The organism is Streptomyces sp. NPDC032745, from assembly GCF_055579465.1.
Map to the genome: position 1 here is coordinate 453,438 of NZ_JBVING010000006.1, position 19,875 is coordinate 473,312.

At 72.3% G+C, this 19,875-nt stretch carries 15 protein-coding genes; 6 read left to right on the forward strand and 9 right to left on the reverse strand.

The features are described 5' to 3' along the window. Window positions 1-5: 5 nt before the first annotated feature. Complete coding sequence (locus tag ACZ5WG_RS19095; RefSeq protein WP_468724493.1) at window positions 6-1,349, reverse strand: UDP-glucose dehydrogenase family protein; 1,344 nt, start codon at window positions 1,347-1,349, stop codon at window positions 6-8. 216 nt (window positions 1,350-1,565) lie between these two features. On the opposite strand from ACZ5WG_RS19095, the gene ACZ5WG_RS19100 reads away from it, so the two are divergent. Together ACZ5WG_RS19100 and manB are read left to right on the forward strand one after the other, a co-directional pair. After that, on the forward strand, window positions 1,566-2,723 hold the full coding sequence (locus ACZ5WG_RS19100; RefSeq protein WP_468724495.1) for an acyl-CoA dehydrogenase family protein: 1,158 nt from the start codon (window positions 1,566-1,568) through the stop codon (window positions 2,721-2,723). 113 nt (window positions 2,724-2,836) lie between these two features. Beyond that, window positions 2,837-3,919, forward strand: coding sequence for a mannose-1-phosphate guanylyltransferase (gene manB, locus ACZ5WG_RS19105; RefSeq protein WP_468724564.1), 1,083 nt, complete (start codon window positions 2,837-2,839; stop codon window positions 3,917-3,919). A 56-nt stretch (window positions 3,920-3,975) separates the two neighbouring features. On the opposite strand, the gene ACZ5WG_RS19110 is transcribed toward manB, so the two are convergent. Beyond that, on the reverse strand, window positions 3,976-5,328 hold the full coding sequence (locus tag ACZ5WG_RS19110) for an LCP family protein (RefSeq protein WP_468724496.1): 1,353 nt from the start codon (window positions 5,326-5,328) through the stop codon (window positions 3,976-3,978). A gap of 106 nt (window positions 5,329-5,434) precedes the next feature. Here ACZ5WG_RS19110 and ACZ5WG_RS19115 point away from each other — a divergent pair, with 106 nt between their 5' ends. Continuing rightward, window positions 5,435-5,986 (forward strand): acyl-CoA thioesterase, encoded by a 552-nt coding sequence (locus ACZ5WG_RS19115; RefSeq protein WP_468724497.1) that lies wholly within the window; start codon window positions 5,435-5,437, stop codon window positions 5,984-5,986. Window positions 5,987-6,002: 16 nt separating this feature from the next. Here the strand turns inward: ACZ5WG_RS19115 and ACZ5WG_RS19120 are convergent, their stop codons facing one another. Further along, the gene (locus tag ACZ5WG_RS19120) at window positions 6,003-7,553 is read right to left on the reverse strand and encodes an LCP family protein (RefSeq protein WP_468724499.1); all 1,551 of its coding nucleotides are present in this window, start codon (window positions 7,551-7,553) and stop codon (window positions 6,003-6,005) included. A 175-nt stretch (window positions 7,554-7,728) separates the two neighbouring features. On the opposite strand from ACZ5WG_RS19120, the gene ACZ5WG_RS19125 reads away from it, so the two are divergent. Next, window positions 7,729-8,757, forward strand: coding sequence for a glycosyltransferase family 2 protein (locus tag ACZ5WG_RS19125; RefSeq protein WP_468724500.1), 1,029 nt, complete (start codon window positions 7,729-7,731; stop codon window positions 8,755-8,757). 89 nt (window positions 8,758-8,846) lie between these two features. On the opposite strand, the gene ACZ5WG_RS19130 is transcribed toward ACZ5WG_RS19125, so the two are convergent. From ACZ5WG_RS19130 to ACZ5WG_RS19145, 4 genes are all read right to left on the reverse strand, one after another. Continuing rightward, on the reverse strand, window positions 8,847-10,547 hold the full coding sequence (locus ACZ5WG_RS19130; protein ID WP_468724502.1) for an LCP family protein: 1,701 nt from the start codon (window positions 10,545-10,547) through the stop codon (window positions 8,847-8,849). Between the two features lie 108 nt (window positions 10,548-10,655). Further along, window positions 10,656-12,389: an LCP family protein gene (locus tag ACZ5WG_RS19135; protein ID WP_468724503.1), complete on the reverse strand. Its 1,734-nt coding sequence runs from the start codon at window positions 12,387-12,389 to the stop codon at window positions 10,656-10,658. A 224-nt stretch (window positions 12,390-12,613) separates the two neighbouring features. Then, window positions 12,614-13,822 (reverse strand): LCP family protein, encoded by a 1,209-nt coding sequence (locus ACZ5WG_RS19140; RefSeq protein ID WP_468724504.1) that lies wholly within the window; start codon window positions 13,820-13,822, stop codon window positions 12,614-12,616. 204 nt (window positions 13,823-14,026) lie between these two features. Further along, on the reverse strand, window positions 14,027-14,779 hold the full coding sequence (locus ACZ5WG_RS19145) for a TIGR03089 family protein (protein ID WP_468724505.1): 753 nt from the start codon (window positions 14,777-14,779) through the stop codon (window positions 14,027-14,029). Window positions 14,780-14,920: 141 nt separating this feature from the next. Between ACZ5WG_RS19145 and ACZ5WG_RS19150 the strand changes: the two genes are divergently transcribed. Both ACZ5WG_RS19150 and ACZ5WG_RS19155 read left to right on the forward strand, forming a co-directional pair. Continuing rightward, entirely contained in the window at window positions 14,921-16,345 is a 1,425-nt protein-coding gene (locus tag ACZ5WG_RS19150; RefSeq protein WP_468724507.1) for a peptidoglycan recognition protein family protein, read from the forward strand. A 199-nt stretch (window positions 16,346-16,544) separates the two neighbouring features. Next, window positions 16,545-17,573, forward strand: a complete 1,029-nt coding sequence (locus ACZ5WG_RS19155; RefSeq protein ID WP_468724508.1) for a DNA-3-methyladenine glycosylase family protein — start codon at window positions 16,545-16,547, stop codon at window positions 17,571-17,573. An 11-nt stretch (window positions 17,574-17,584) separates the two neighbouring features. Here ACZ5WG_RS19155 and ACZ5WG_RS19160 read toward each other — a convergent pair whose 3' ends face one another. Then, complete coding sequence (locus ACZ5WG_RS19160; protein WP_468724509.1) at window positions 17,585-18,898, reverse strand: coenzyme F420-0:L-glutamate ligase; 1,314 nt, start codon at window positions 18,896-18,898, stop codon at window positions 17,585-17,587. Then, complete coding sequence (cofD, locus tag ACZ5WG_RS19165; RefSeq protein ID WP_468724510.1) at window positions 18,895-19,854, reverse strand: 2-phospho-L-lactate transferase; 960 nt, start codon at window positions 19,852-19,854, stop codon at window positions 18,895-18,897. Before cofD ends, ACZ5WG_RS19160 begins: the two co-directional genes overlap by 4 nt. Between the last annotated feature and the right edge of the window lie 21 nt (window positions 19,855-19,875).

Below are 19,875 nucleotides of genomic sequence, written 5' to 3' on the forward strand. Positions count from 1 at the left end.
ACGGCCTAGGCGCGGGGGCGGCCCATCGCGCGGTACGTCCAGCCGGCCGCGCGCCAGCGGCCGGTGTCGAGGGCGTTGCGCCCGTCGAGGATGAGGCGGTCGGTGACGACCTCGCCCAGCTCCACCGGGTCGAGGTCGCGGAACTCGCGCCATTCGGTGAGGTGCAGGACGACCTCCGCGCCGCGGGCCGCCTCCAGGGCCGAGTCCGCGTAGCCGAGCGTCGGGAAGACGCGGCGGGCGTTGTCCATGCCCTTCGGGTCGTAGACGGTGACCTGTCCGCCCTGGAGGTGGATCTGCCCGGCCACGTTCAGGGCGGGGGAGTCGCGGACGTCGTCCGAGTCCGGCTTGAAGGTGGCGCCGAGCACCGCGACGCGCTTGCCGAGGAAGGACCCGCCCACGGCCTCGCGCGCCAGCTCGACCATGTGCCCGCGCCGGCGCATGTTGATGGAGTCGACCTCGCGCAGGAAGGTCAGCGCCTGGTCCGCGCCGAGCTCGCCGGCGCGCGCCATGAACGCCCGGATGTCCTTGGGCAGGCAGCCGCCGCCGAAGCCGATGCCGGCGCGCAGGAACTTCGCGCCGATCCGCTCGTCGTAACCGATGGCCTCGGCCAGCTTGACCACGTCGCCGCCGGCGGCCTCGCAGACCTCCGCCATCGCGTTGATGAAGGAGATCTTCGTCGCGAGGAAGGAGTTGGCGGCGGTCTTGACGAGCTCGGCCGTCGGGAAGTCGGTCACCACCAGCGGGGTGCCCTCCGCCATCGGCGTCTCGTACACCTCGCGCAGCAGCTTCTCGGCGCGGTCGCCCTGGACGCCGATCACGATCCGGTCGGGGTGCAGGGTGTCCTGCACGGCGAAGCCCTCCCGAAGGAACTCCGGGTTCCACGCCAGCTCGACCTCGTCGCCGGCCGGGGCCAGCGACACCAGATTCGCGGCGAGCCGCTCCGCCGAGCCCACCGGCACGGTGGACTTGCCGACGACCAGCACCGGCCGGGTCAGGTGCGGGGCCAGCGACTGCATCGCGGAGTCGACGTAGGACATGTCGCACGCGTACTCGCCGTGCTTCTGCGGGGTGTTCACGCAGACGAAGTGGACGTCGCCGAACGCGCCGACCTCCTCCCAGGACTGGGTGAAGCGCAGCCGCCCGGTGGAGCCCGGCAGGCCCGCGACGTGCTTGGCGAGGAGTTCCTCGAGCCCGGGCTCGTACATCGGCACCCGGCCCGCGGCCAGCATCTCGATCTTCTCCGGCACCACGTCCAGTCCGAGCACCTCGAAGCCCAGCTCCGCCATCGCCGCGGCATGGGTCGCGCCGAGGTAGCCGGTGCCGATCACAGTGATCCTGAGGGGGGCCATGGGTGCTCCAGAGGTGCGGGGCCGTTTGCGGCCACTGAGCATAGTCGGGCCGGTCCGCGGGGACGTTCCCCAGGAGACACGGCTGTCACGCAGCTCACGTACCTCGTACATATCGCTGCCATGACGCCGGACACTAAGATTTGGGTTACTTAACGGTAGTTAGCATCACGCAGCGCACACGCATCGCACGCGCATCACACTTGGGGAGTGAGAGTCTTGGCGGGTTCTGCCGACTTCGACCTGTACCGCCCGGCCGAGGAGCACGACATGCTCCGCGAGTCCGTCCGCTCGCTCGCCGAGGCGAAGATCCTGCCGTTCGCAGCCGCGGTCGACGAGGAGGCCCGCTTCCCGCAGGAGGCCCACGACGCGCTGGTCGCCAACGACCTGCACGCCGTCCACGTCCCCGAGATCTACGGGGGCGCCGGCGCCGACGCCCTCGCCACCGTGATCGTGATCGAGGAGGTGGCCCGCGTCTGCGCCTCCTCCTCCCTGATCCCGGCCGTGAACAAGCTCGGCTCGCTCCCGGTGATCCTCTCCGGCTCCGAGGACCTCAAGAAGAAGTACCTCGGCCCGCTGGCCAAGGGCGACGGCATGTTCTCGTACTGCCTCTCCGAGCCCGAAGCGGGCTCCGACGCCGCCGGTATGAAGACCCGCGCCGTGCGCGACGGGGACTTCTGGGTCCTCAACGGCGTCAAGCGCTGGATCACCAACGCGGGCGTCTCCGAGTACTACACGGTCATGGCCGTCACCGACCCGGAGAAGCGCTCCAAGGGCATCTCGGCCTTCGTCGTCGAGAAGAGCGACGAGGGCGTCTCCTTCGGCGCCCCCGAGAAGAAGCTCGGCATCAAGGGCTCCCCGACCCGCGAGGTCTACCTCGACAACGTGCGGATCCCCGCCGACCGCATGATCGGCGCCGAGGGCACCGGCTTCGCCACCGCGATGAAGACCCTCGACCACACCCGCATCACCATCGCCGCCCAGGCCCTCGGCATCGCCCAGGGCGCCCTGGACTACGCCAAGGGCTACGTCCAGGAGCGCAAGCAGTTCGGCAAGCCGATCGGCGACTTCCAGGGCGTGCAGTTCATGCTCGCGGACATGGCCATGAAGCTCGAGGCCGCCCGCCAGCTGACCTACGCGGCCGCCGCCAAGTCGGAGCGCGTCGACAGCGACCTGACCTTCTTCGGCGCCGCGGCCAAGTGCTTCGCCTCCGACGTGGCCATGGAGGTCACCACGGACGCCGTCCAGCTCCTCGGCGGCTACGGCTACACCCGCGACTACCCGGTCGAGCGCATGATGCGCGACGCGAAGATCACCCAGATCTACGAAGGCACGAACCAGGTCCAGCGCATCGTCATGGCGCGCAACCTGCCGTAGCAGCCCTGCCGGCCGGAGGCGGCAGCACGATTCAGCCGCCTCCGGCCTGTGCCGCCTCCCGGATGGGCTAACTTTGGAGACCTTCGGACTCCCGAACCGGGTGGGGAGAAACAATTTTGGAAGCCATCCTGCTGGTCGGGGGGCAGGGGACGCGTCTGCGCCCCGTCACGGTCAACACCCCCAAGCCCATGGTGCGCGCGGCCGGGGTTCCGTTCCTCGCCCACCAGATAGCCAGGGCCGCCGCCGCAGGTGTCACGCACATCGTGATGGCCACCTGCTACCTCGCCGAGGTCTTCGAGCCGTACTTCGGTGACGGCTCCGCCTTCGGCGTCTCGCTCGAGTACGTCGTCGAGGACGAGCCGCTCGGCACCGGCGGAGCCATCCGCAACGCCGCGCAGCGGCTGACCGGCGGACCGGACTCCTCCGTCCTCGTCTTCAACGGCGACATCCTCACGGGCCTCGACATCGCCGGGCTCGTCGACTCCCACCGGGCTGCCGCCGCCGACGTCTCCCTGCACCTGGTGCGGGTGGACGACCCGCGGGCCTTCGGCCTGGTCCCCACCGACCCCGAGGGGCGGGTGCTGGCCTTCACGGAGAAGCCGCAGACCCCCGAGGAGATCATCACGGACCAGATCAACGCCGGCTGCTACGTCTTCCGCCGCAGCGTGATCGACTCCATCCCGGCCGGGCGCCCCGTCTCCGTCGAACGCGAGACCTTCCCCGGCCTGCTCGCCTCCGGGGCCAGGCTCCACGGGGTCACCGAGAACACGTACTGGCTGGACCTCGGCAAGCCCGAGTCCTTCGTCCAGGCCTCCGCCGACCTCGTACGCGGAGTCGTCCCCTCCCCGGCCGTCCCGGGCCCGCGCGGCGAGTCCCTGGTGCTCCCGGGCGCCGAGGTGGCGGCCGGAGCCAAGCTCTCCGGGGGCACCGTCGTGGGCGCCGGGGCCCGTATCGCGGCGGGCGCGGTCGTCGAGGGCTCCATCGTGCTCGACGGCGCGGTCATCGGCCCGGACACCCAGGTCCGCGCCAGCCTGATCGGCGTCGGCGCCTCGGTGGGAACGCGCACCGTACTGGACGGCGCGGTCCTCGGGGACGGGGCCGTCGTCGGCTCGGACAACGAACTGCGCGCGGGCGCGCGGGTGTGGTGCGGGGCCGAACTGCCCTCCGCCGCGGTCCGCTTCTCCTCCGACCGGTAACGACGTACGACGATGCCGCCGGCCGAGGGGCCGGCGGCATCGTCATGTTCGGCCCCCTAGTTGGCCGTGACGGTGACCTTCTCGTCCTTCTGGATCTGCTTGACGAGCTGCTGCACCTTCGCCTTGTCCCAGAGCAGGTTGCCGCCGCGCTCGCCCGCGATCGGCATGTTCATCGACACGCCCTCGCCGCCGCTGATGCCCTTCATCGCGAAGAACATGTCGGCCATGTCCCACAGGGACATGTCCTTGTCCACGATCAGCGTGTCCAGGCCCGCGCCCAGCACCGGGTACAGCTTGAACGGGTTGAGGATCGTGCCCGGCGTGGCCGCCTGGTTGGCCAGCGTCGCCAGGAACTTCTGCTGGTTCTTCGTACGCGCCAGGTCCGACTCGGCGAACGCGTACCGGGTCCGGACGAAGGCCAGCGCCTGGCTGCCGTTGAGGGTCTGCTCGCCGGCCTTGAAGTCGGCGCCCGACTTCTCGTCCTTGAAGCCCTTCTCGATGTTCATGTCGACACCGCCGAGCGCGTCCACGATGTTCGCGAAGCCGGCGAAGCCGATCTCCGCGTAGTGGTCGATGCGCAGCCCCGTGTTGTACTCCACGGTGCGCACCAGCAGTTCGGGGCCGTCGTCCGCGTAGGCCGCGTTGAGCTTGGTGTGCTTGCCCGTGCCCGCGTACTTCTTGCCGGACTCGGAGCCGACGAAGGACGGGATCTCCACGTCGGAGTCGCGCGGCAGCGAGATCATGGTGTTCCCGCTGGAACAGGCCGCCAGGATCATCATCGAGTCGGTGCGCTTGCCGTCGGCCGAACCGGTGTGGAGCTTCTTCTTGTCCTCGTCGGACAGGCCCTCGCGGCTGTCGGAGCCCACGATCAGGTACGTCGTGCAGTCGCCTTCCTTCGGGCGCTCGATGACCTTGGAGAGGTCGACCTCGCGGCGCACTTTGGAGTCGGCCCAGAAGTAGGTGCCGATGGTGGTCGCCAGCAGCGCCGTGACCAGCACGATGGAGCCGATCTTGATCCGCTTGCGCCAGTCCGGGGCCGGTCCGGCCGGGCGGTCCGGCCGGCCGGGACCCCCCGGGCCACCGGGCCCGCCCGGAGCACCCGGGCCACCCGGACCCACCGGGCCGGTCTGCGGGCGCCCGTAGACCTGGCCGGTGTTGTAACCGCTGTCGAAGCCGCCGTACGTGTCGTGCCCCGGGGCCTGCTGCGGAGGTACCCCGTACGCGGGCGGCTGGCCGGGCCGGGCCGGCGGCTGCGCCGGTCGCTGCGGCTGCTGCTGCGGCGGCACCGGCCGCTGCTGCCGGCGCTGGACGTGCGGCATCCGCCGGGCACCCTCCGGCTGCGCCTGTGCGCTGCCGTGTCCGTACCGGTCGTCACCGCTGTCGTTGCGCCCCTGGGGCCACTCACTCATGCCGCCTAGGATGCCTGGCCGGACGGGGTGCCCGACAGTCCGGGCGAAGCTTCGTTCCGGTGCTGTTGCACACCTGATGCCTGCGCGTCGGCTTTAAGGTGGCCGTATGACAGAGATATCGGGCGAGACGGCCGGCGACCTGCAGGGCAAGCCGATCTCGGCCTCGCGGACCACCCTCAGCCACATCATGACGGCCAACGACACCAACCTCCTCGGCACGGTGCACGGTGGCGTGATCATGAAGCTGGTGGACGACGCGGCCGGCGCCGTCGCCGGGCGCCACTCGGGCGGGCCCGCCGTCACCGCGTCCATGGACGAGATGGCCTTCCTCGCGCCGGTCCGCGTGGGCGACCTGGTCCACGTGAAGGCCCAGTGCAACTGGACCGGCCGCTCCTCCATGGAGATCGGCGTACGGGTCCTGGCCGAGCGGTGGAACGAGTCGACCCCCGCCACCCAGGTCGGCAGCGCCTACCTCGTGTTCACCGCCGTGGACGCCGAGGGCAAGCCCCGTACGGTCCCGCCGGTGCTCCCCGAGACCGACCAGGACCGGCGCCGCAACCAGGAGGCCCAGATCCGCCGCACGCACCGGCTCGCGCGCCGCCGGGCGATCATGGCGCTGCGCGAGGAGCGCGCGGCCCAGGGCTTCGACCACGACTGAGCCCCCGGCGGTCCGCCTACCCGCCGCAGACCACCTGGTCACCCGTGACCACCCCGAACCGGCCCTGGGACGGGTCCTCCGGCCGGACCGGCACCACCTTCCGGTAGTCCGATCCGGCGATCACCAGGACCGTCCGGCCCTGGCCGGCCACCGCCCGCAGCTCGCTGCCGGGCAGCGCGGTCGAGACCGTACGGGCCGAGCGGTCCCAGCGCGGGTCGTACGCGATCACCGTGCGCTTGACGTCGCGGCTCGCGCCGTTGCCCGGGGCCCGGGTGGTGTCGAAGCCGGTGGCGCGCAGCGCCGTGTCCACCCGCCCGCCCAGCCCGTCGATCCGGGTCCCGTTCTCCACCTGCACCCGGATCTGCTGCGGCGGCACGTCCACCGGCACCGCCGGCTGCTGCTGCGGCCGGCGCCCGGGCTGCCCCGAACCCCGTCCCTGCCCCGAACCCTGTCCCTGCCCCGGGCCCGGTGCCGGCCCCGGGGCGGCGGGGGCCAGCGGCCGGTCCTGGCGCAGCGCCTCGAAGAGCTTCGCGGCCTTCGGCCCGTCCCACTTCACCGTCGAGCCGATGCCGTTGACGGGGTAGGAGGGGTTTCCGATCGGCACCGAGGCGAACTCCGAGGAGGCCGGCGTGAAATCGCGCAGGGCCTGGCCCAGGGCCAGCATCTGCTCCGATCCGAAGCCCCGGTCGGCCCGGACCGAGCCCAGCAGCGTGGAGCTGACCTCCTTGAACTTCACCGGGTTCAGCAGCACCCCGCCGCCGGTCGCCTGCTTGACGAGGGCGGCGACGAACCGCTGCTGGCGCTGCATGCGGCCGAGGTCGGCAGCGCCGTCCACATGGCGCGAGCGCACGTACTGCAGGGCCTGTCCGCCGCCGAGCCGGTGGGTGCCGGGCAGCAGGTCCAGGCCGGTGTTGCGGTCGTGCAAGGCCTTGGCGGTGCAGATCTCCACGCCGCCCATCGCGTCGACGGTCTTCATGAAGCTGGTGAAGTCGACCTCCAGGTAGTGGTCGATCTTCACGCGGGTCATGTTCTCGACGGTCCGCACGGTGAGCTGCGGCCCGCCCTCCGCGTACGCCGCGTTGAGTTTCACGGCGTGCGGTCCGTGCTGCTTCCCGCTCGACTCGTCCCGGTGCGCGGGCAGCTCGGCGTAGCTGTCGCGGGGCAGGCTGACGACGCTGGCCCGTTCCCGGTTCGCGGAGAGGTGCACCAGCATCACGGTGTCGGTGCAGTGGCAGGGGGCGCCGCCGAGGCGGTACTCGCGCTTGTCCCGCGGGGTGATCTTGTCCCGGCCGTCGGTGCCGACCAGCAGGAAGTTCAGGCCGTGTCCGGCCTGCGGCCGGTTCTTCATGTCCTTGAAGGGGTCCACCCGCTCGATCCCGGTGTCCAGGCCGGTCATCACCGCGTGCCCGATCGCCCCGGAGCCCAGCACAGCCACGGCCAGTCCGGCTGCCAGCCGTACCCCCCACCGTGGCCGGTCGGCCCGGCGCCGGGCCGGACCACCGCCGCGCCGCGCGCGCTGCGGCTGCGGGGGCCGGGCGGGTCGGGTGGGGCGGTGTGGCTGGGGCACGGGGGACACCTCCGCGGGGGCAGCAGGGGCCGGCAGGAACGAACCAGACACAGCGGGCAGATCGTCAGAACAGTAGGTCAATACGATCAGCCTCTGTCCCTACCGATCATGCGGCGCGCACCCGTTTCCCCCGTACGCGGTAACGTGACACCGATACCCGACCTTGAAGGACCACATGCCCGCCCAGCAGCCCGCAGTCTCGGTGATCATGCCGGTGCTCAACGAGGAGCGCCACCTGCGTGACTCCGTCCGCCACATCCTCGGACAGGAGTACGCCGGTGAGATGGAGGTGGTGATCGCGCTGGGGCCGTCCAAGGACCGCACCGACGAGATCGCCGCCGAGCTCGTACGCGAGGACCCCCGCGTCGTCACCGTTCCGAACCCCTCCGGCCGCACCCCGGCCGCCCTCAACGCCGCCATCAAGGCCTCGCGCCATCCCATCGTGGTACGCGTCGACGGCCACGGCATGCTCTCGCCGAACTACATCGCCACCGCGGTCCGCCTCCTGGAGGAGACCGGTGCGCAGAACGTCGGCGGCATCATGCACGCCGAGGGCGAGAACGCGTGGGAGGACGCCGTCGCCGCCGCGATGACCTCGAAGATCGGCGTCGGCAACGCGGCCTTTCACACCGGGGGCAAGGCCGGTCCGGCCGACACCGTCTACCTGGGTGTCTTCCGCCGCGAGGCGCTGGAGCTGGCCGGCGGATACAACGAGGAGTTCATCCGCGCCCAGGACTGGGAGCTGAACTTCCGCATCCGCGAGGCCGGCGGGCTCATCTGGTTCTCGCCCGAGCTGAAGGTCCAGTACCGCCCGCGGCCGTCCGTACGGGCGCTCGCCAAGCAGTACAAGGACTACGGCCGCTGGCGGCACGTGGTGGCCCGCTACCACTCGGGCTCGATCAACCTGCGCTACCTCGCCTCGCCGACCGCCCTGTGCGCGATCGTGGCCGGCGTGCTGGCCGGTGCGGTCGTCAGCCCGTGGGGCTTCGTGGTCCCGGCCGGCTACCTCGCGGCGATCACCGTCGGCTCGATCCCGGCGGGCAAGGGCCTGTCCCTGAAGGCGCGGGCGCAGATCCCGGTGGCCATGGCCACCATGCACATGTCCTGGGGCTTCGGCTTCCTGACCAGCCCGCGCTCGCTCGCGGCCAAGGTGATCGCGAGCCGCCGCCCGGCGGTGCGCCGCGACCTCGCCAGCGAGGTCTGAGCAGGCCGGCGACAGCCGCGTACGGATGACGTGAAAGGGCCCGGGGTGCTGTCGGCCGACAGCACCCCGGGCCCTTTCACGTGCAGGTCCTACCAGGTGAAGCCCGGCTGGATCGCCATGCACTCCTTGTCGTCGTCGCCGTTGAACGGGCGGGCCGAGTCCGGGGCCTTGGTCGGGGCCGGCGGCGGCGGGGTCGGCGCGTTGCCGGTCCGCCAGTCCTTGCCGACGAACAGGACGATCCCGGTGACGTCGTCCGACTTCTCCACGGAGCTCGCCGGCAGGCCGAGCGCGGTGGCCACGGCCGCCGCGTCCCCCGCCTGGTCCGGGCTGGAGAAGCGGACCACGGTGGTGTCCTCGCCCGCCGTCTGCGTGGTGGCTGCGGCCTTGGTGAAGCCCTTGCCGATCAGGATGGCGGCCACGTCGTCGGCCCGGCCCTTGACCCGGGTCTGGGCGCCGTCCTTGCCGCCGGTCGCGTTGCGCACGCTGACCGGGATCTTCGCCGGGGGAGCGGCCGGGTCGGCGGCCGGCTGGGACGGGGCCGCGGGGGAGCCGGAGGCGGCCGGCCCCGACGGGGTGGCGGCCGGGTTGCCGGACCCCTTGCCGTCGAGCGCGATGTCCTCGCGGACCATCCGGAACACGTCCTCGGCCTCGCCCGGCTTGGGCTCGACCCGGCCCTCCTCGCGGGTGCTGTACACCCACGGCATGGTGGTCATGGTGATCCGCCCGGTGGGGACCTTCTTGAGCTCCATGCTGAGGTCGTACAGCTTGTCGATCTTGTTGAGGCCGGGGTCCACGACCATGGCCTTGATGGCCGCCTGCGCCAGGCTGTTGAGCTTCACGGGGTTGCTGAGCTTGGCGTTCTTGCGGAACTCGCGGGCCATCGAGTTCATGTACATGTGCTGGGCGTGGGTGCGGCCGAGGTCGGTGCCGTCCTCGAAGCCGTAGCGGGTACGCAGCCACTGCAGGGCCTGCTCGCCCTGGATGGTGTTCGTCCCGGCGGGGAGCTTCAGTCCGGAGCCCTTGCCGTCCTTGGTGCGCGACTCCACGTTCTGCTGGACGCAGACCGGGACGCCGCCGATGGCGTCCGCCATCGTCACCACGCCCTTGAAGTCGATCATCATGAAGTGGTCGATCGGGATGCGCGTGAGCTCCTGCCAGGCGGCGACCGTGCAGCCCGGCCCGCCCCGGCTCAGGGACTCGTTGGTCTGGACGAGACCCCTGCTGGCCTGGTGGACCTTGCCGCCCGGCTCGGTGCACTTCGGCATCATCAGCATCGTGTCGCGCGGCATCGACACGACCGACATGTTGCTGCGGTCCGCCGACAGGTGCAGCAGCATCTGCACGTCCGCGAGGGGCGGGCCGTCGAAGGTGTCCCTGGCCCCGCCGAGGGCCTGGTTGGCCGCGTCGTCACGGGCGTCGGAGCCGATGAGGAGGATGTTCAGCGGGGTCTGCCCGAAGGCGTTGGGCTTGGAGCCGCCCAGCTTGGTCTCGCCGAGGTTCAGGACGTCCGTCTTGATGCTGCCGTTGAGGTGGCGGTAGTAGAGGTAGCCGCCCGCCGCCGTCGCGAGTATGAGGAACGACAGCACGGAGGACACCCAGCGCAGCACGCGCCGACGGCCCCGCCGCTGGTGGCCGCCGCCGCCGGGTCCGGCGCCGGGCCCGGTGCCCGAGCCCGCTCCGGACCCGCCCCGTGGTGGAGGGACCGCGCCGGACGCGCCGGATCCGCCGCCGGATATGCCACCGCCGGGCTGGGCGGGCGCCCCCTCCCCTCGCACGCTGCTGTGCCTCACACGTCCCCCTCAAGATCACTTCGTGTCGTGGTGTGCCGGTCCACCGGCACAGGCCGGCCTCGACCGGACAGCCGGTCCGGGCTGTCCGGCCTTCTTGCCCTGCTCGCCCTACTTGGCGCAGACCGCCTTGTCGGCCTCGACCCGCTGGATGTCCTCCGGCGCCTTCTGCGGCGCCGTCAGCGAGACCCCCGCCCCCTTGTAGTCCGCGCCGAGCGTCAGCTTCATCGGGGTCTTGGACGCGGCGTCCGCCGAGCCCATCTTCAGTGCCGTGCCCGGCAGGCCCATCATGTCGGCCAGCGCCCGGGCCTGGTCGGCCTGGTTGGGCGCGTACTCCAGCTGGGTCGCGTCGACCTTCGCGGGCGCATTGCCGCGGTTGCTGGCCTTGTTCACGCCCTTGCTGTTCTGCAGCCAGGTCAGGGTGGTGGAGGCGGAGCCCCCGGGGCCGCCGCCGTTGTAGATGTCCACCCGTACGTCGCCGGCGGGCGCGCGGTTGCCCTGGAGCAGGGCGTCCGCCTTGCCCTTCGCCTCCGCGTCGGCCGCGTCCTTCGCCGCCTGCTCCTTCTGCTCGACCTCCGTCAGGGAGACGTCCCCCTGGATCATCTTCAGCAGCGGATCGGCCACCCGGTGATCGACGACGACGGTCGCCTTCTGGCCCTCGGGCTCGGCCGGGTTGTCGAGCACCGGGAGCGTGGTGAAGGTGATGTTCTTCAGGTCCATGCTCTTCAACTCACCGGCGAGATTGGTGAGTTTGTCGATGGACCCTATGCCCGAGTCCACGTTCAGCGACTTGGTGGCCGCCTCCGCGAGGGAGAAGAACTTCTTCGGGCTGGTCAGCGTCTCCTTCGACTTCATCTCGCGCATCATCGAACCCAGGAACTGCTGCTGGGTCTTGATCCGGTCGAGGTCGCCGTGGTTGCCGAACGAGTGCCGGGTCCGTACGAAGGCCAGGGCCTGCTCGCCCTGCAGCCGGTGCTCGCCGGCGTCCAGCTTCAGCTTGGAGTCCTTGTCGTCCACGGGCTTCGCGAGGCAGACCGGAACGCCGCCGACCGCCGTGCTCAGCACCTTCACCGCGTTGAAGTCGACCATCATGAAGTGGTCGACCGTGACCCCGGTGATCTCCTTGACCGTGCGCATCGTGCAGCCCGGGTCGCGGCCCTCCTGCCCGAGGCTGATGTTGAACCGCGTCCCCTTCTCGCCGGGGATGGTCTTCGTCGTACCGTCGGGCTGCTTCGTCGGGCAGGCCGGGATGTTCGTGATCAGGTCGCGCGGGATGGACAGCGCGGTGGCGTTGCTGCGGTCCTTGGCCACGTGGAACAGGATCGTGGTGTCGGCGTGGCCGACGCTGTCCGCGTCCCCGTAGCCCTCGTTGCCGGCGCCGCTGCGCTTGTCGGTGCCGATGACCAGGATGTTGATGGGCTGGTCCTTCTTGAACCCGCCCGTGCCCGCGTCGCCGACGTCGGTGACCTTGAGGTTGTTGTTCAGGTGGTCGTAGTAGAGGTACGCGCCCACCGAACCGCCGACCAGCAGGAAGGCCAGGGTGCCGCCGGTGACGACCAGGATCCTCTTGCGCCGGCCGCCGCCTCCGCCCTTGCGCGGACGTCCGCCGCGCCGCCCGGGCGGACCCTCGCCGCGCCGCGGTCCGGGCACCGCCGGGGACGGGGCCTTGGGGGCTGCAGGCGCTTTGGAGCGGGCTGAGGACGGTCTGCGGGGGGATGCGACCGAGGGCTGCTGCTGCGCAGCGGAGCGGTCCAGTCGCAGTTCGTAGTTGCCTGTGCGGGGATTGAGCACCCACTGGTCTGCGGGGTCGATCTCGTCCGCCCGCCCACGGCTTTGCGCATCCACGGTTGCTCGAATCCTCCGTCGGTGCCTCGCGACGCGCCTCCCCCAAGACGCCCGGTCAACGATCCGGCTGCTGGTGCACGGCCTCTTTGCTGGCCGGGGCACCGGATCGCTCACCTTATCCGTCCAGGTCAACTGCAAACCATGGTGGTGACAAATTCCACTCCCCTTATAACGGGCCAAACCCCCCAACCCCTTCTGTTCGGGCACCGCCTTTTGGGATTGCTTTACCGGCAATCGGCCGTGCCCGCCGTGGTTCCCGTGAAGGTGGGGACGGGGGCCGGGGCGGAGCCGGTTCCCGACGGGGGTGCGGAGGCCTCGGATTCGCCGGCGCGGGCGCCCTCCCGGCGCTGTTCGGTTTCGGCCGTCGGCGGGGTCACCGTCAGCGGCCTGTCCGTCCGCAGCTGCTCGAAGAGTTGGCCCGCGTCCGGCTGCACCAGCTCGTCCCGGTTCCGGTCGGCGGCGTACGGGCGGCGGGGCACCGTAAGGAACTTGACCTGCTCGGCCGGTATGTCCCGGATGCCCCGAACCAGTTCGTACAGGTCGCGCAACGAGGCCAGCCCCGGGTCCGTGGTCACCGAGGAGGTCGCCGCGTCCAGCAGCGGGTACAGCCGGCCCGGGTTCAGCAGGACCCCGTTGCTCTGCACCTTCTTGACCAGCGAGCCGAGGAACTGCTGCTGGCGCTCCATCCGTTCGGTGTCGCTGCCGTCGCCCAGGCTGTAGCGGGCGCGGACGAAGCCGAGGGCCTTCTCCCCGTGCAGGGTCTGCCGGCCGGCCGGGAGCTTCAGCTTCGCCTCGGGGTCGTTCATCGGCTGCTTGAGGCAGATCTCCACCCCGCCGACCGCGTCGACCATCTTCTTGAAGCCGCCGAAATCCACCACCATGTGGTGGTCGATCCGGATTCCGGTGAGCTTCTCCACCGTACGGATCGTGCAGGCGGCCCCGCCCCACTGGAACGCCCAGTTGAACTGCGCGAGACGCTCGGCGGTCCGGCTCCCGCCCTCCGTCAGGCAGGCGGGGATCTGCGTCATCAGGTCCCGGGGTATCGAGACCGCCGTCGCGCTCCTGCGGTCCGCGGGCAGGTGCAGCAGGATCGCCGTGTCCGAGCGCTCGGTGCCCCGGTCCTGCCCGTACCGGGCGTTCTCCTCGCCGGAGCGCGAGTCCGAGCCGATCAGCAGGATGTTCTGCGCGCCGCCCACCAGGTGCGTGGGGCGCTCCCGCTCGTAGCGCTCGAGCTCGGCCGCCGCGGACGTGTCCTCGGTGATGTTCGCGTCGAGCTTGCGGTAGAGCCACCAGCCGGTGGCCGCCCCGGCCAGGACCAGCAGGGCCACCCCGAGGCCGATCCAGCGCAGCAGACGGCGCCGGCGGCCGCGCGGAGGCTTCGAGGAGCCTCCGCCGGCCCGGGTGCCGCCCGGTATGCCTGCGCTGTCCGTCACTCGCGTTCCGTCCCCTCGCCGCACCGGCTGCGTCGGTGACACGTGCGGGCCGTACGGGTGGATGCACGGCCTGTGCCGATCGTGCCCCCGGCCCGTCGGGGCGGCCCGGGGGCAGGCCCCTGTCTAGGGCCATGCGGGTGACAGATGGCCCGGCCCTGCGGTTGGGCGGAGTGGGTGACGGCGCCGCCCCGCGACGGGACCCGGTCAGGCGGCGGTGCGGGTGACGCGCTCGCTCTCGATCCGCTGCGCCAGTCCGTCCGCCGGCAGCCGGTCCAGGTTCCGGCACAGCACCACGGATCCGCCCGCCGCCAGCGCGGCGAACAGCCCCGCCGACAGCCCGTCCCAGCTGTCGTAGCCGAGCCCGGACAGCAGCCGCGAACCCGCGCCGAGGCCGAGCTTCGCCGCGTCCTCGCGGGCGCGCTCGACGATCCGTGCGTACGAGAGCTCCTCGCCGCCGACCACCAGCCCCGGGCCGTTCGCGTCCACGGGGACGAACGGGGCGAACCGGTCGCCCTGCCCCGGTACCTCCACCGCGTAGTCCGCGAACCCCGCGGGCGGCTGCGGGAACCGCCCGCCCAGCGGCCGCAGCGCGAGCGCGACCCGCTCGCCGGAGCAGGCCGCGGCCTCCTCCAGGGTGTCGGGCCCGCTCACCACGAGATCGGCGTCGGCCGGATCCCCGCCCACCTCGGCGACCACCCCGACCGAGGCGCAGGCGAGCAGCCACACGGCGCTCTGCCAGTGCGCGGGGAGCAGCAGCGCGAGCCGGTCACCGGGTTCGGCGCCCAGGTCACCCTGGAGCAGATTGGCGGTCTTGGCCACCCAATTGGCGAAGGTGGCGACGGACAATTCGACGCGCTCGCCCGTGGCGTCGTCGTAGAAGGTGACGAGGGGGCGGCCCGGATCGGCGGCGAGCGCGGATCGCAGCAGGTCGGCAGGGGTGCGGTCAGTGGCGTTCACCCGCCCCAGCCTACGCGCGGGCCCTCGCCCGTACGGCGGGCACCGGCTCCTCCGTACGGGCGAGGGACACGCCGTCCCGGATCGGACGGACCGTCAGTTCTCCGATGGCGCTTCGTGGTGAGTGTGCTCAGCATCGCTTTCATGCGTGGATTCCTTGCTTCCTCGATCGGTGTCGCGACGGCCGCCGCCCTGGCCCTGCCGCTCGCACTCTCCACTCCGGCCCAGGCCGCGCCGTCCATGGGCGCGGCCGCCCCAGTGGCCCCAGCCGGGTCCACCCAGTCGCTGCCGCTCGCCCCCCTGGGGCCCGCGGCCGACCGGTCCCCCGGCGTCCCCGGCATGAGCTCCTCGCCGCGGCTGCCCGAGACCCAGGGTCTGCCGCCGCGCGAGGTCAAGAGGTTCTCGATGGTCGGCGTCGTCTGGGACGACGCGAGCACCCAGCTGTTCGGCCGGGTCCAGGTCCGCACCCGCGCGGTGGCGACCGGGACCTGGTCCGACTGGCAGGACCTCGAGACCCACAACAGCGAACACGCCCCCGACCTCGGCACCGCTGAGAGCGGCACCGGCCGGGTCCGCGGCAGCACGGCCCCGCTGTGGGTCGGCGACTCCGACGGGGTCGAGGTCCGCGTCCAGGCGGAACCCGGTGCCCCGGCCACCCGGGCGGCGGCCCGGCTCCCGTCCGGCATGCGCATCGAACTCGTCGACCCGGGCGCGACGGATCCGGTGACGGTGATCGACGCCAAGAACGGCGCCTCGGGCACGTCCGACGACCCCGAGGGCGACGACAAGGGCGACGTGGAGGCCCTGCCGGGCATGACCATGGAGACGGCGGAGTCCTCCTCCGCCAACGTCCCGCTGGCCCCGCTCGGTGCGAAGGAGATCACCGCGCTCAACAAGGCGGACTCCACCGCCGACGCGGTCCTCGCCAGCGACGGCACCCTCAGCGCGGCGGCCCGCCCGTACATCGGCCCACGGCCGCGGATCGTCACGCGGCTGGGCTGGGGCGCGGACGAATCCCTGCGCGAGGCGGGCTTCGTCTACACGAGCACGGTAAAGGCGGCCTTCGTCCACCACAGCGCCTCGGGCAACAACTACACCTGCAAGGACGCCCCGAAGGTGCTGCGCAGCCTGTACCGCTACCACGTGGTCAGCAGCGGCTGGCGCGACATCGGCTACAACTTCGCCGTCGACAAGTGCGGCACGGTGTACGAGGGCCGGGCGGGCGGAGTCGCCAAGGCGGTGCAAGGCGCGCACACCATGGGCTTCAACACGGACAGCATGGGCATCGCGGTGATCGGCACGTACACGACCACCGCGCCGCCCGCTGCCGCGGTGAAGGCGGTGGCCCAGCTGACGGCGTGGAAGCTCGGGCTGTTCAACCGGGACCCGCGGGCGAAGACCACCCTGAAGTCGGGCGGCGGCAACCTCTTCGCGAAGGGCACGAACGTGAAGCTGAACGTCATCTCGGGCCACCGCGACGGCTTCGCCACGGAATGCCCGGGCAAGCTCCTCTACGGCCAACTCCCCCCCACCCGCACCTCATCGGCCAAGCTCCAGGGCCGCCCGTAGGCCCTCCCCCGCGCCCCGAACGCCGGCGGGGCCGGGATCGGCTGCCGACCGGCAGGATCCAGCCCCGCCGGTAGCCGGGGGAGGGTCCGGGGGCAGAGCCCCCGGCAGCACCGCCGCGGCCGTGCGGGGTCCGGGCGGAGCCCGGGGAAAGGTGGAAGGGCGGGTAGGGGACCAGCCCCGCAGGGCTACGCTCAATGGCATGGCCGGCCGCTTCGACCCCCTCACCCGCACCGCCGTCCGCGGCGGCCGCACCACCGTGCCCGCAGCCACCGCCGGGCCCGGCGCCGAAACCGGGCCCGCCACGACCGGGGCCCTGGCCCGAACCTGGACCCCCGAGGGCGTCGTCGACCTCGGGCTCACGCTCGGCCCGCTCAGACGCGGCCCCGGCGACCCCACCTTCCGCACCACCCCCGACGGCTCCGTCTGGAAGACCACCCGCACCCCCCAGGGCCCGGCCACCCTCCGCGTGGCACTGGGCCGAGGCACCGGTACCGCCGAAGCAGAGGCCTGGGGCCCCGGCGCCGAGTGGATGCTCGACGGGCTCCCCGCCCTCCTCGGCGACGGCGACGACCCCGCCGCCTTCGTCCCCCGCCACCGCCTCCTGCACGCCAGCCACCGCCGCCGCCCGGGCCTGCGCCTCACCCGTACCGGACTGGTCCTGGAGTCCCTGATCCCGACCGTCCTGGAGCAGAAGGTCACCGCCGACGAGGCGTACCGCGCCTGGCGCCGGCTGGTGTCCTGGTACGGGGAGCCCGCGCCCGGCCCCGAGCACCGCCCGCAGGGCCTGTACGTCGTGCCCGACGCCCGGACCTGGGCGCTGATCCCGTCCTGGGACTGGCACAAGGCCGGCGTCGACGCCAAGCGCTCCGCCGCGATCGTCCGCTGCGCCCGTGTGGCGAACCGCCTGGAGGAGGCCGCCGCGATGGACCTCCCGCAGGCCGCCGCCCGGCTGGAGGCCGTACCCGGCATCGGCCCGTGGACCTCGGCCGAGACCCTCCAGCGCAGCAACGGCGCCGCCGACGCGGTCACCACCGGCGACCTGCACCTGCCCGGCATCATCGGCTACGCCCTCGCCGGGAACCGGGACGCCGACGACGCCGCCATGCTGGAGCTGCTCGCCCCCTACGCCGGCCAGCGCCACCGCGCCGCCCGCCTGGTCCTCCTCGCGGGCCACGCGCCGCCCCGCCGCGCCCCGAGGATGCGGAAGACGGACATCGGGAAGCTCTGACCGGCCGCCCGCTACCGGACCTCGATGAAGTCCTCCGCCGACCGCGCCGGCCGCTCCCGGGGTGCCTCGGCCGCGTGGCCCACGGCCACCGCGCCCATCGGGTCCCAGCCCTGCGGCAGCCCGAGCACCTTGCGCACCACCTCCCGGCAGAACATCGTCGAGGACACCCACGCCGAGCCCAGCCGCTCCCCGGCCAGCGCGACCAGGAAGTTCTGCACGCCGGCGCCCGTCGCGACCACGAACATCTCCCGCTCCGCCGCGTCGCGCCGGGCGTGCCCGTAGTCGTGCGCGCCGTCCGTCACCATGCACGGCACCACCAGGTACGGGGCCTGGCGCAGCACGTCCCCGCGCCGCACGCGCTTGGCGATGGACTCCTCGGACTTGCCGTCCCGCCGCAGGTCCTCGACCCACGCGTCCCGCATCGCGTCCAGCAGCTCCAGCCGCGCCGCCGCCGACTCGAGCAGGACGAACCGCCACGGCGTCGTGTGGTGCGGCGCCGGGGCCGTCACGGCCGCCGCCACCGCCCGGCGGACCGCGCCCGGGTCCACCGGCTCCGCCGTGAAGGCCCGTACCGTACGGCGCTGCGTCACGGCTTCCCGTACCGCCTCCGAGGTGCCCAGCCGGAACATGTCGTCGGCCGGCGAGCGCACCAGGTCGGCAGCCGCCGAACCCTCGCCCAGTACGTGCCCCAGCCCGCGTACGACCGCCACCGGCAGCCCGGCCGCCTTGCCCTTGACCAGGTCCCCGGCCGCGGCCAGCTCGTCCGCCGTGGCCACTATCGTCGCGCTCAGCGGATTGCCGTGGCTGTCCGTACCGCCGCGCAGGTCGTCCAGCACCCGTACCCCGGCCGAGCCGATCGCCACGTCCGTGAGCCCGGTGCGCCACGGCCGCCCGAACGTGTCGGTCACGATGACGCCCACGTCGACGGAGAGCAGCTCGCGCAGGCCGGCGCGGATCGCGGCGGCCGAGGCGTCGGGGTCCTCGGGCAGCAGCAGCACCGTGCCCGGCTCGGTGTTCGAGGCGTCGACGCCGGCCGCCGCCATGACCAGCCCCTGCCGGTTCTCGACGATCCGCAGCGGGCCCCGGCGCGCGACGACCCGTACGGTCTCCGCGTCTATGGCGTCCTCGCGGGAATCGGCGCGGACGATCCGGCCCTCCGCCTTGGAGACGATCTTCGAGGTGACCAGCAGGACGTCCCCGTCCCGCAGCCCCGGCCCGGCCGCCGCGATGAGCCGCGCGAGGTCGTCGCCGGGGCGGACCTCCGGGATCCCGGCGACGGCGCGCACCTCGTACGAGGGAACGGAGGGAACGGAGCGTTCGCTCACCGGGAGTCCTCCGCGAGATCCAGCGCAGCGCGGGCCATCGCGGCGGTGGCGGCCAGGTCGGTCATCATCAGCGGCACCGCGCGGCAGGCGATCCCGGCGGCCTCCACCTCGGCGACCGCGTCCGCGTCGGCGGTGTCCACGAGCCAGCCGTCGAGCAGGTCGCTCCCGTAGTGGAGGGCGACGGCCGCGGCGGTGGACTCGACGCCGACGGCGGCGAGCACCTTGTCGGCCATCCCGCGCACGGGCGCGCCCCCGACGATGGGGGAGAGGCCGACGACGGGCGCCTCGGCGGCGGCCACGGCCGCGCGGATGCCGGGCACGGCGAGGATGGTGCCGACGGAGACGACCGGGTTGGACGGCGGGAGGACGATCAGGTCGGCGGCCGCGACGGCCTCGAGCACGCCGGGAGCGGGCTTGGCCTGCTCGGCGCCGACGGGTACGACGGCCTCTGCGTCGAGCGAGGCACGCAGCCGGACCCAGTACTCCTGGAAGTGGATGACGCGGCGCTCGCCGGTGTCGGGGTCGTTCACGGCGACGTGGGTCTCGACGCGGTCGTCGGACATGGGCAGCAGCCGGACCCCGGGCTGCCAGCGGTCGCAGAGAGCCTCGGTGACGGCGCTGAGCGGGTAGCCCGCGCCGAGCATCTGCGTACGGACGATGTGGGTGGCGAAGTCGCGGTCGCCGAGGCCGAACCAGGTGGGTCCGACCCCGTATGCCGCGAGCTCCTCCTTGACGGTGAAGGACTCGTCGGTGCGGCCCCAGCCCTGGTCCTCGTTGATGCCACCCCCGAGGGTGTACATCACCGTGTCCAGATCGGGGCACACCTTCAGCCCGAACAGGTGAATGTCGTCACCGGTGTTGCCGATGACCGTGATGTCCGCGTCGGGAACCGTGACCTTGAGTCCCCGGAGGAAACGGGCGCCGCCGATGCCGCCGGCCAGAACAACAATGCGCATGCGGACAGTCTGTCAGCCAGG

What these genes read in the sequence shown, in the direction of transcription:
- ACZ5WG_RS19125 (WP_468724500.1), top strand. Translation starts at nt 7,729, where the DNA reads ATGCCCGCCCAGCAGCCCGCAGTCTCGGTGATCATGCCGGTGCTCAAC.
- ACZ5WG_RS19115 (WP_468724497.1), top strand. Translation starts at nt 5,435, where the DNA reads ATGACAGAGATATCGGGCGAGACGGCCGGCGACCTGCAGGGCAAGCCG.
- ACZ5WG_RS19155 (WP_468724508.1), top strand. Translation starts at nt 16,545, where the DNA reads ATGGCCGGCCGCTTCGACCCCCTCACCCGCACCGCCGTCCGCGGCGGC.
- ACZ5WG_RS19110 (WP_468724496.1), bottom strand. Translation starts at nt 5,328, where the DNA reads ATGAGTGAGTGGCCCCAGGGGCGCAACGACAGCGGTGACGACCGGTAC.
- ACZ5WG_RS19095 (WP_468724493.1), bottom strand. Translation starts at nt 1,349, where the DNA reads ATGGCCCCCCTCAGGATCACTGTGATCGGCACCGGCTACCTCGGCGCG.
- ACZ5WG_RS19150 (WP_468724507.1), top strand. Translation starts at nt 14,921, where the DNA reads ATGCGTGGATTCCTTGCTTCCTCGATCGGTGTCGCGACGGCCGCCGCC.
- cofD (WP_468724510.1), bottom strand. Translation starts at nt 19,854, where the DNA reads ATGCGCATTGTTGTTCTGGCCGGCGGCATCGGCGGCGCCCGTTTCCTC.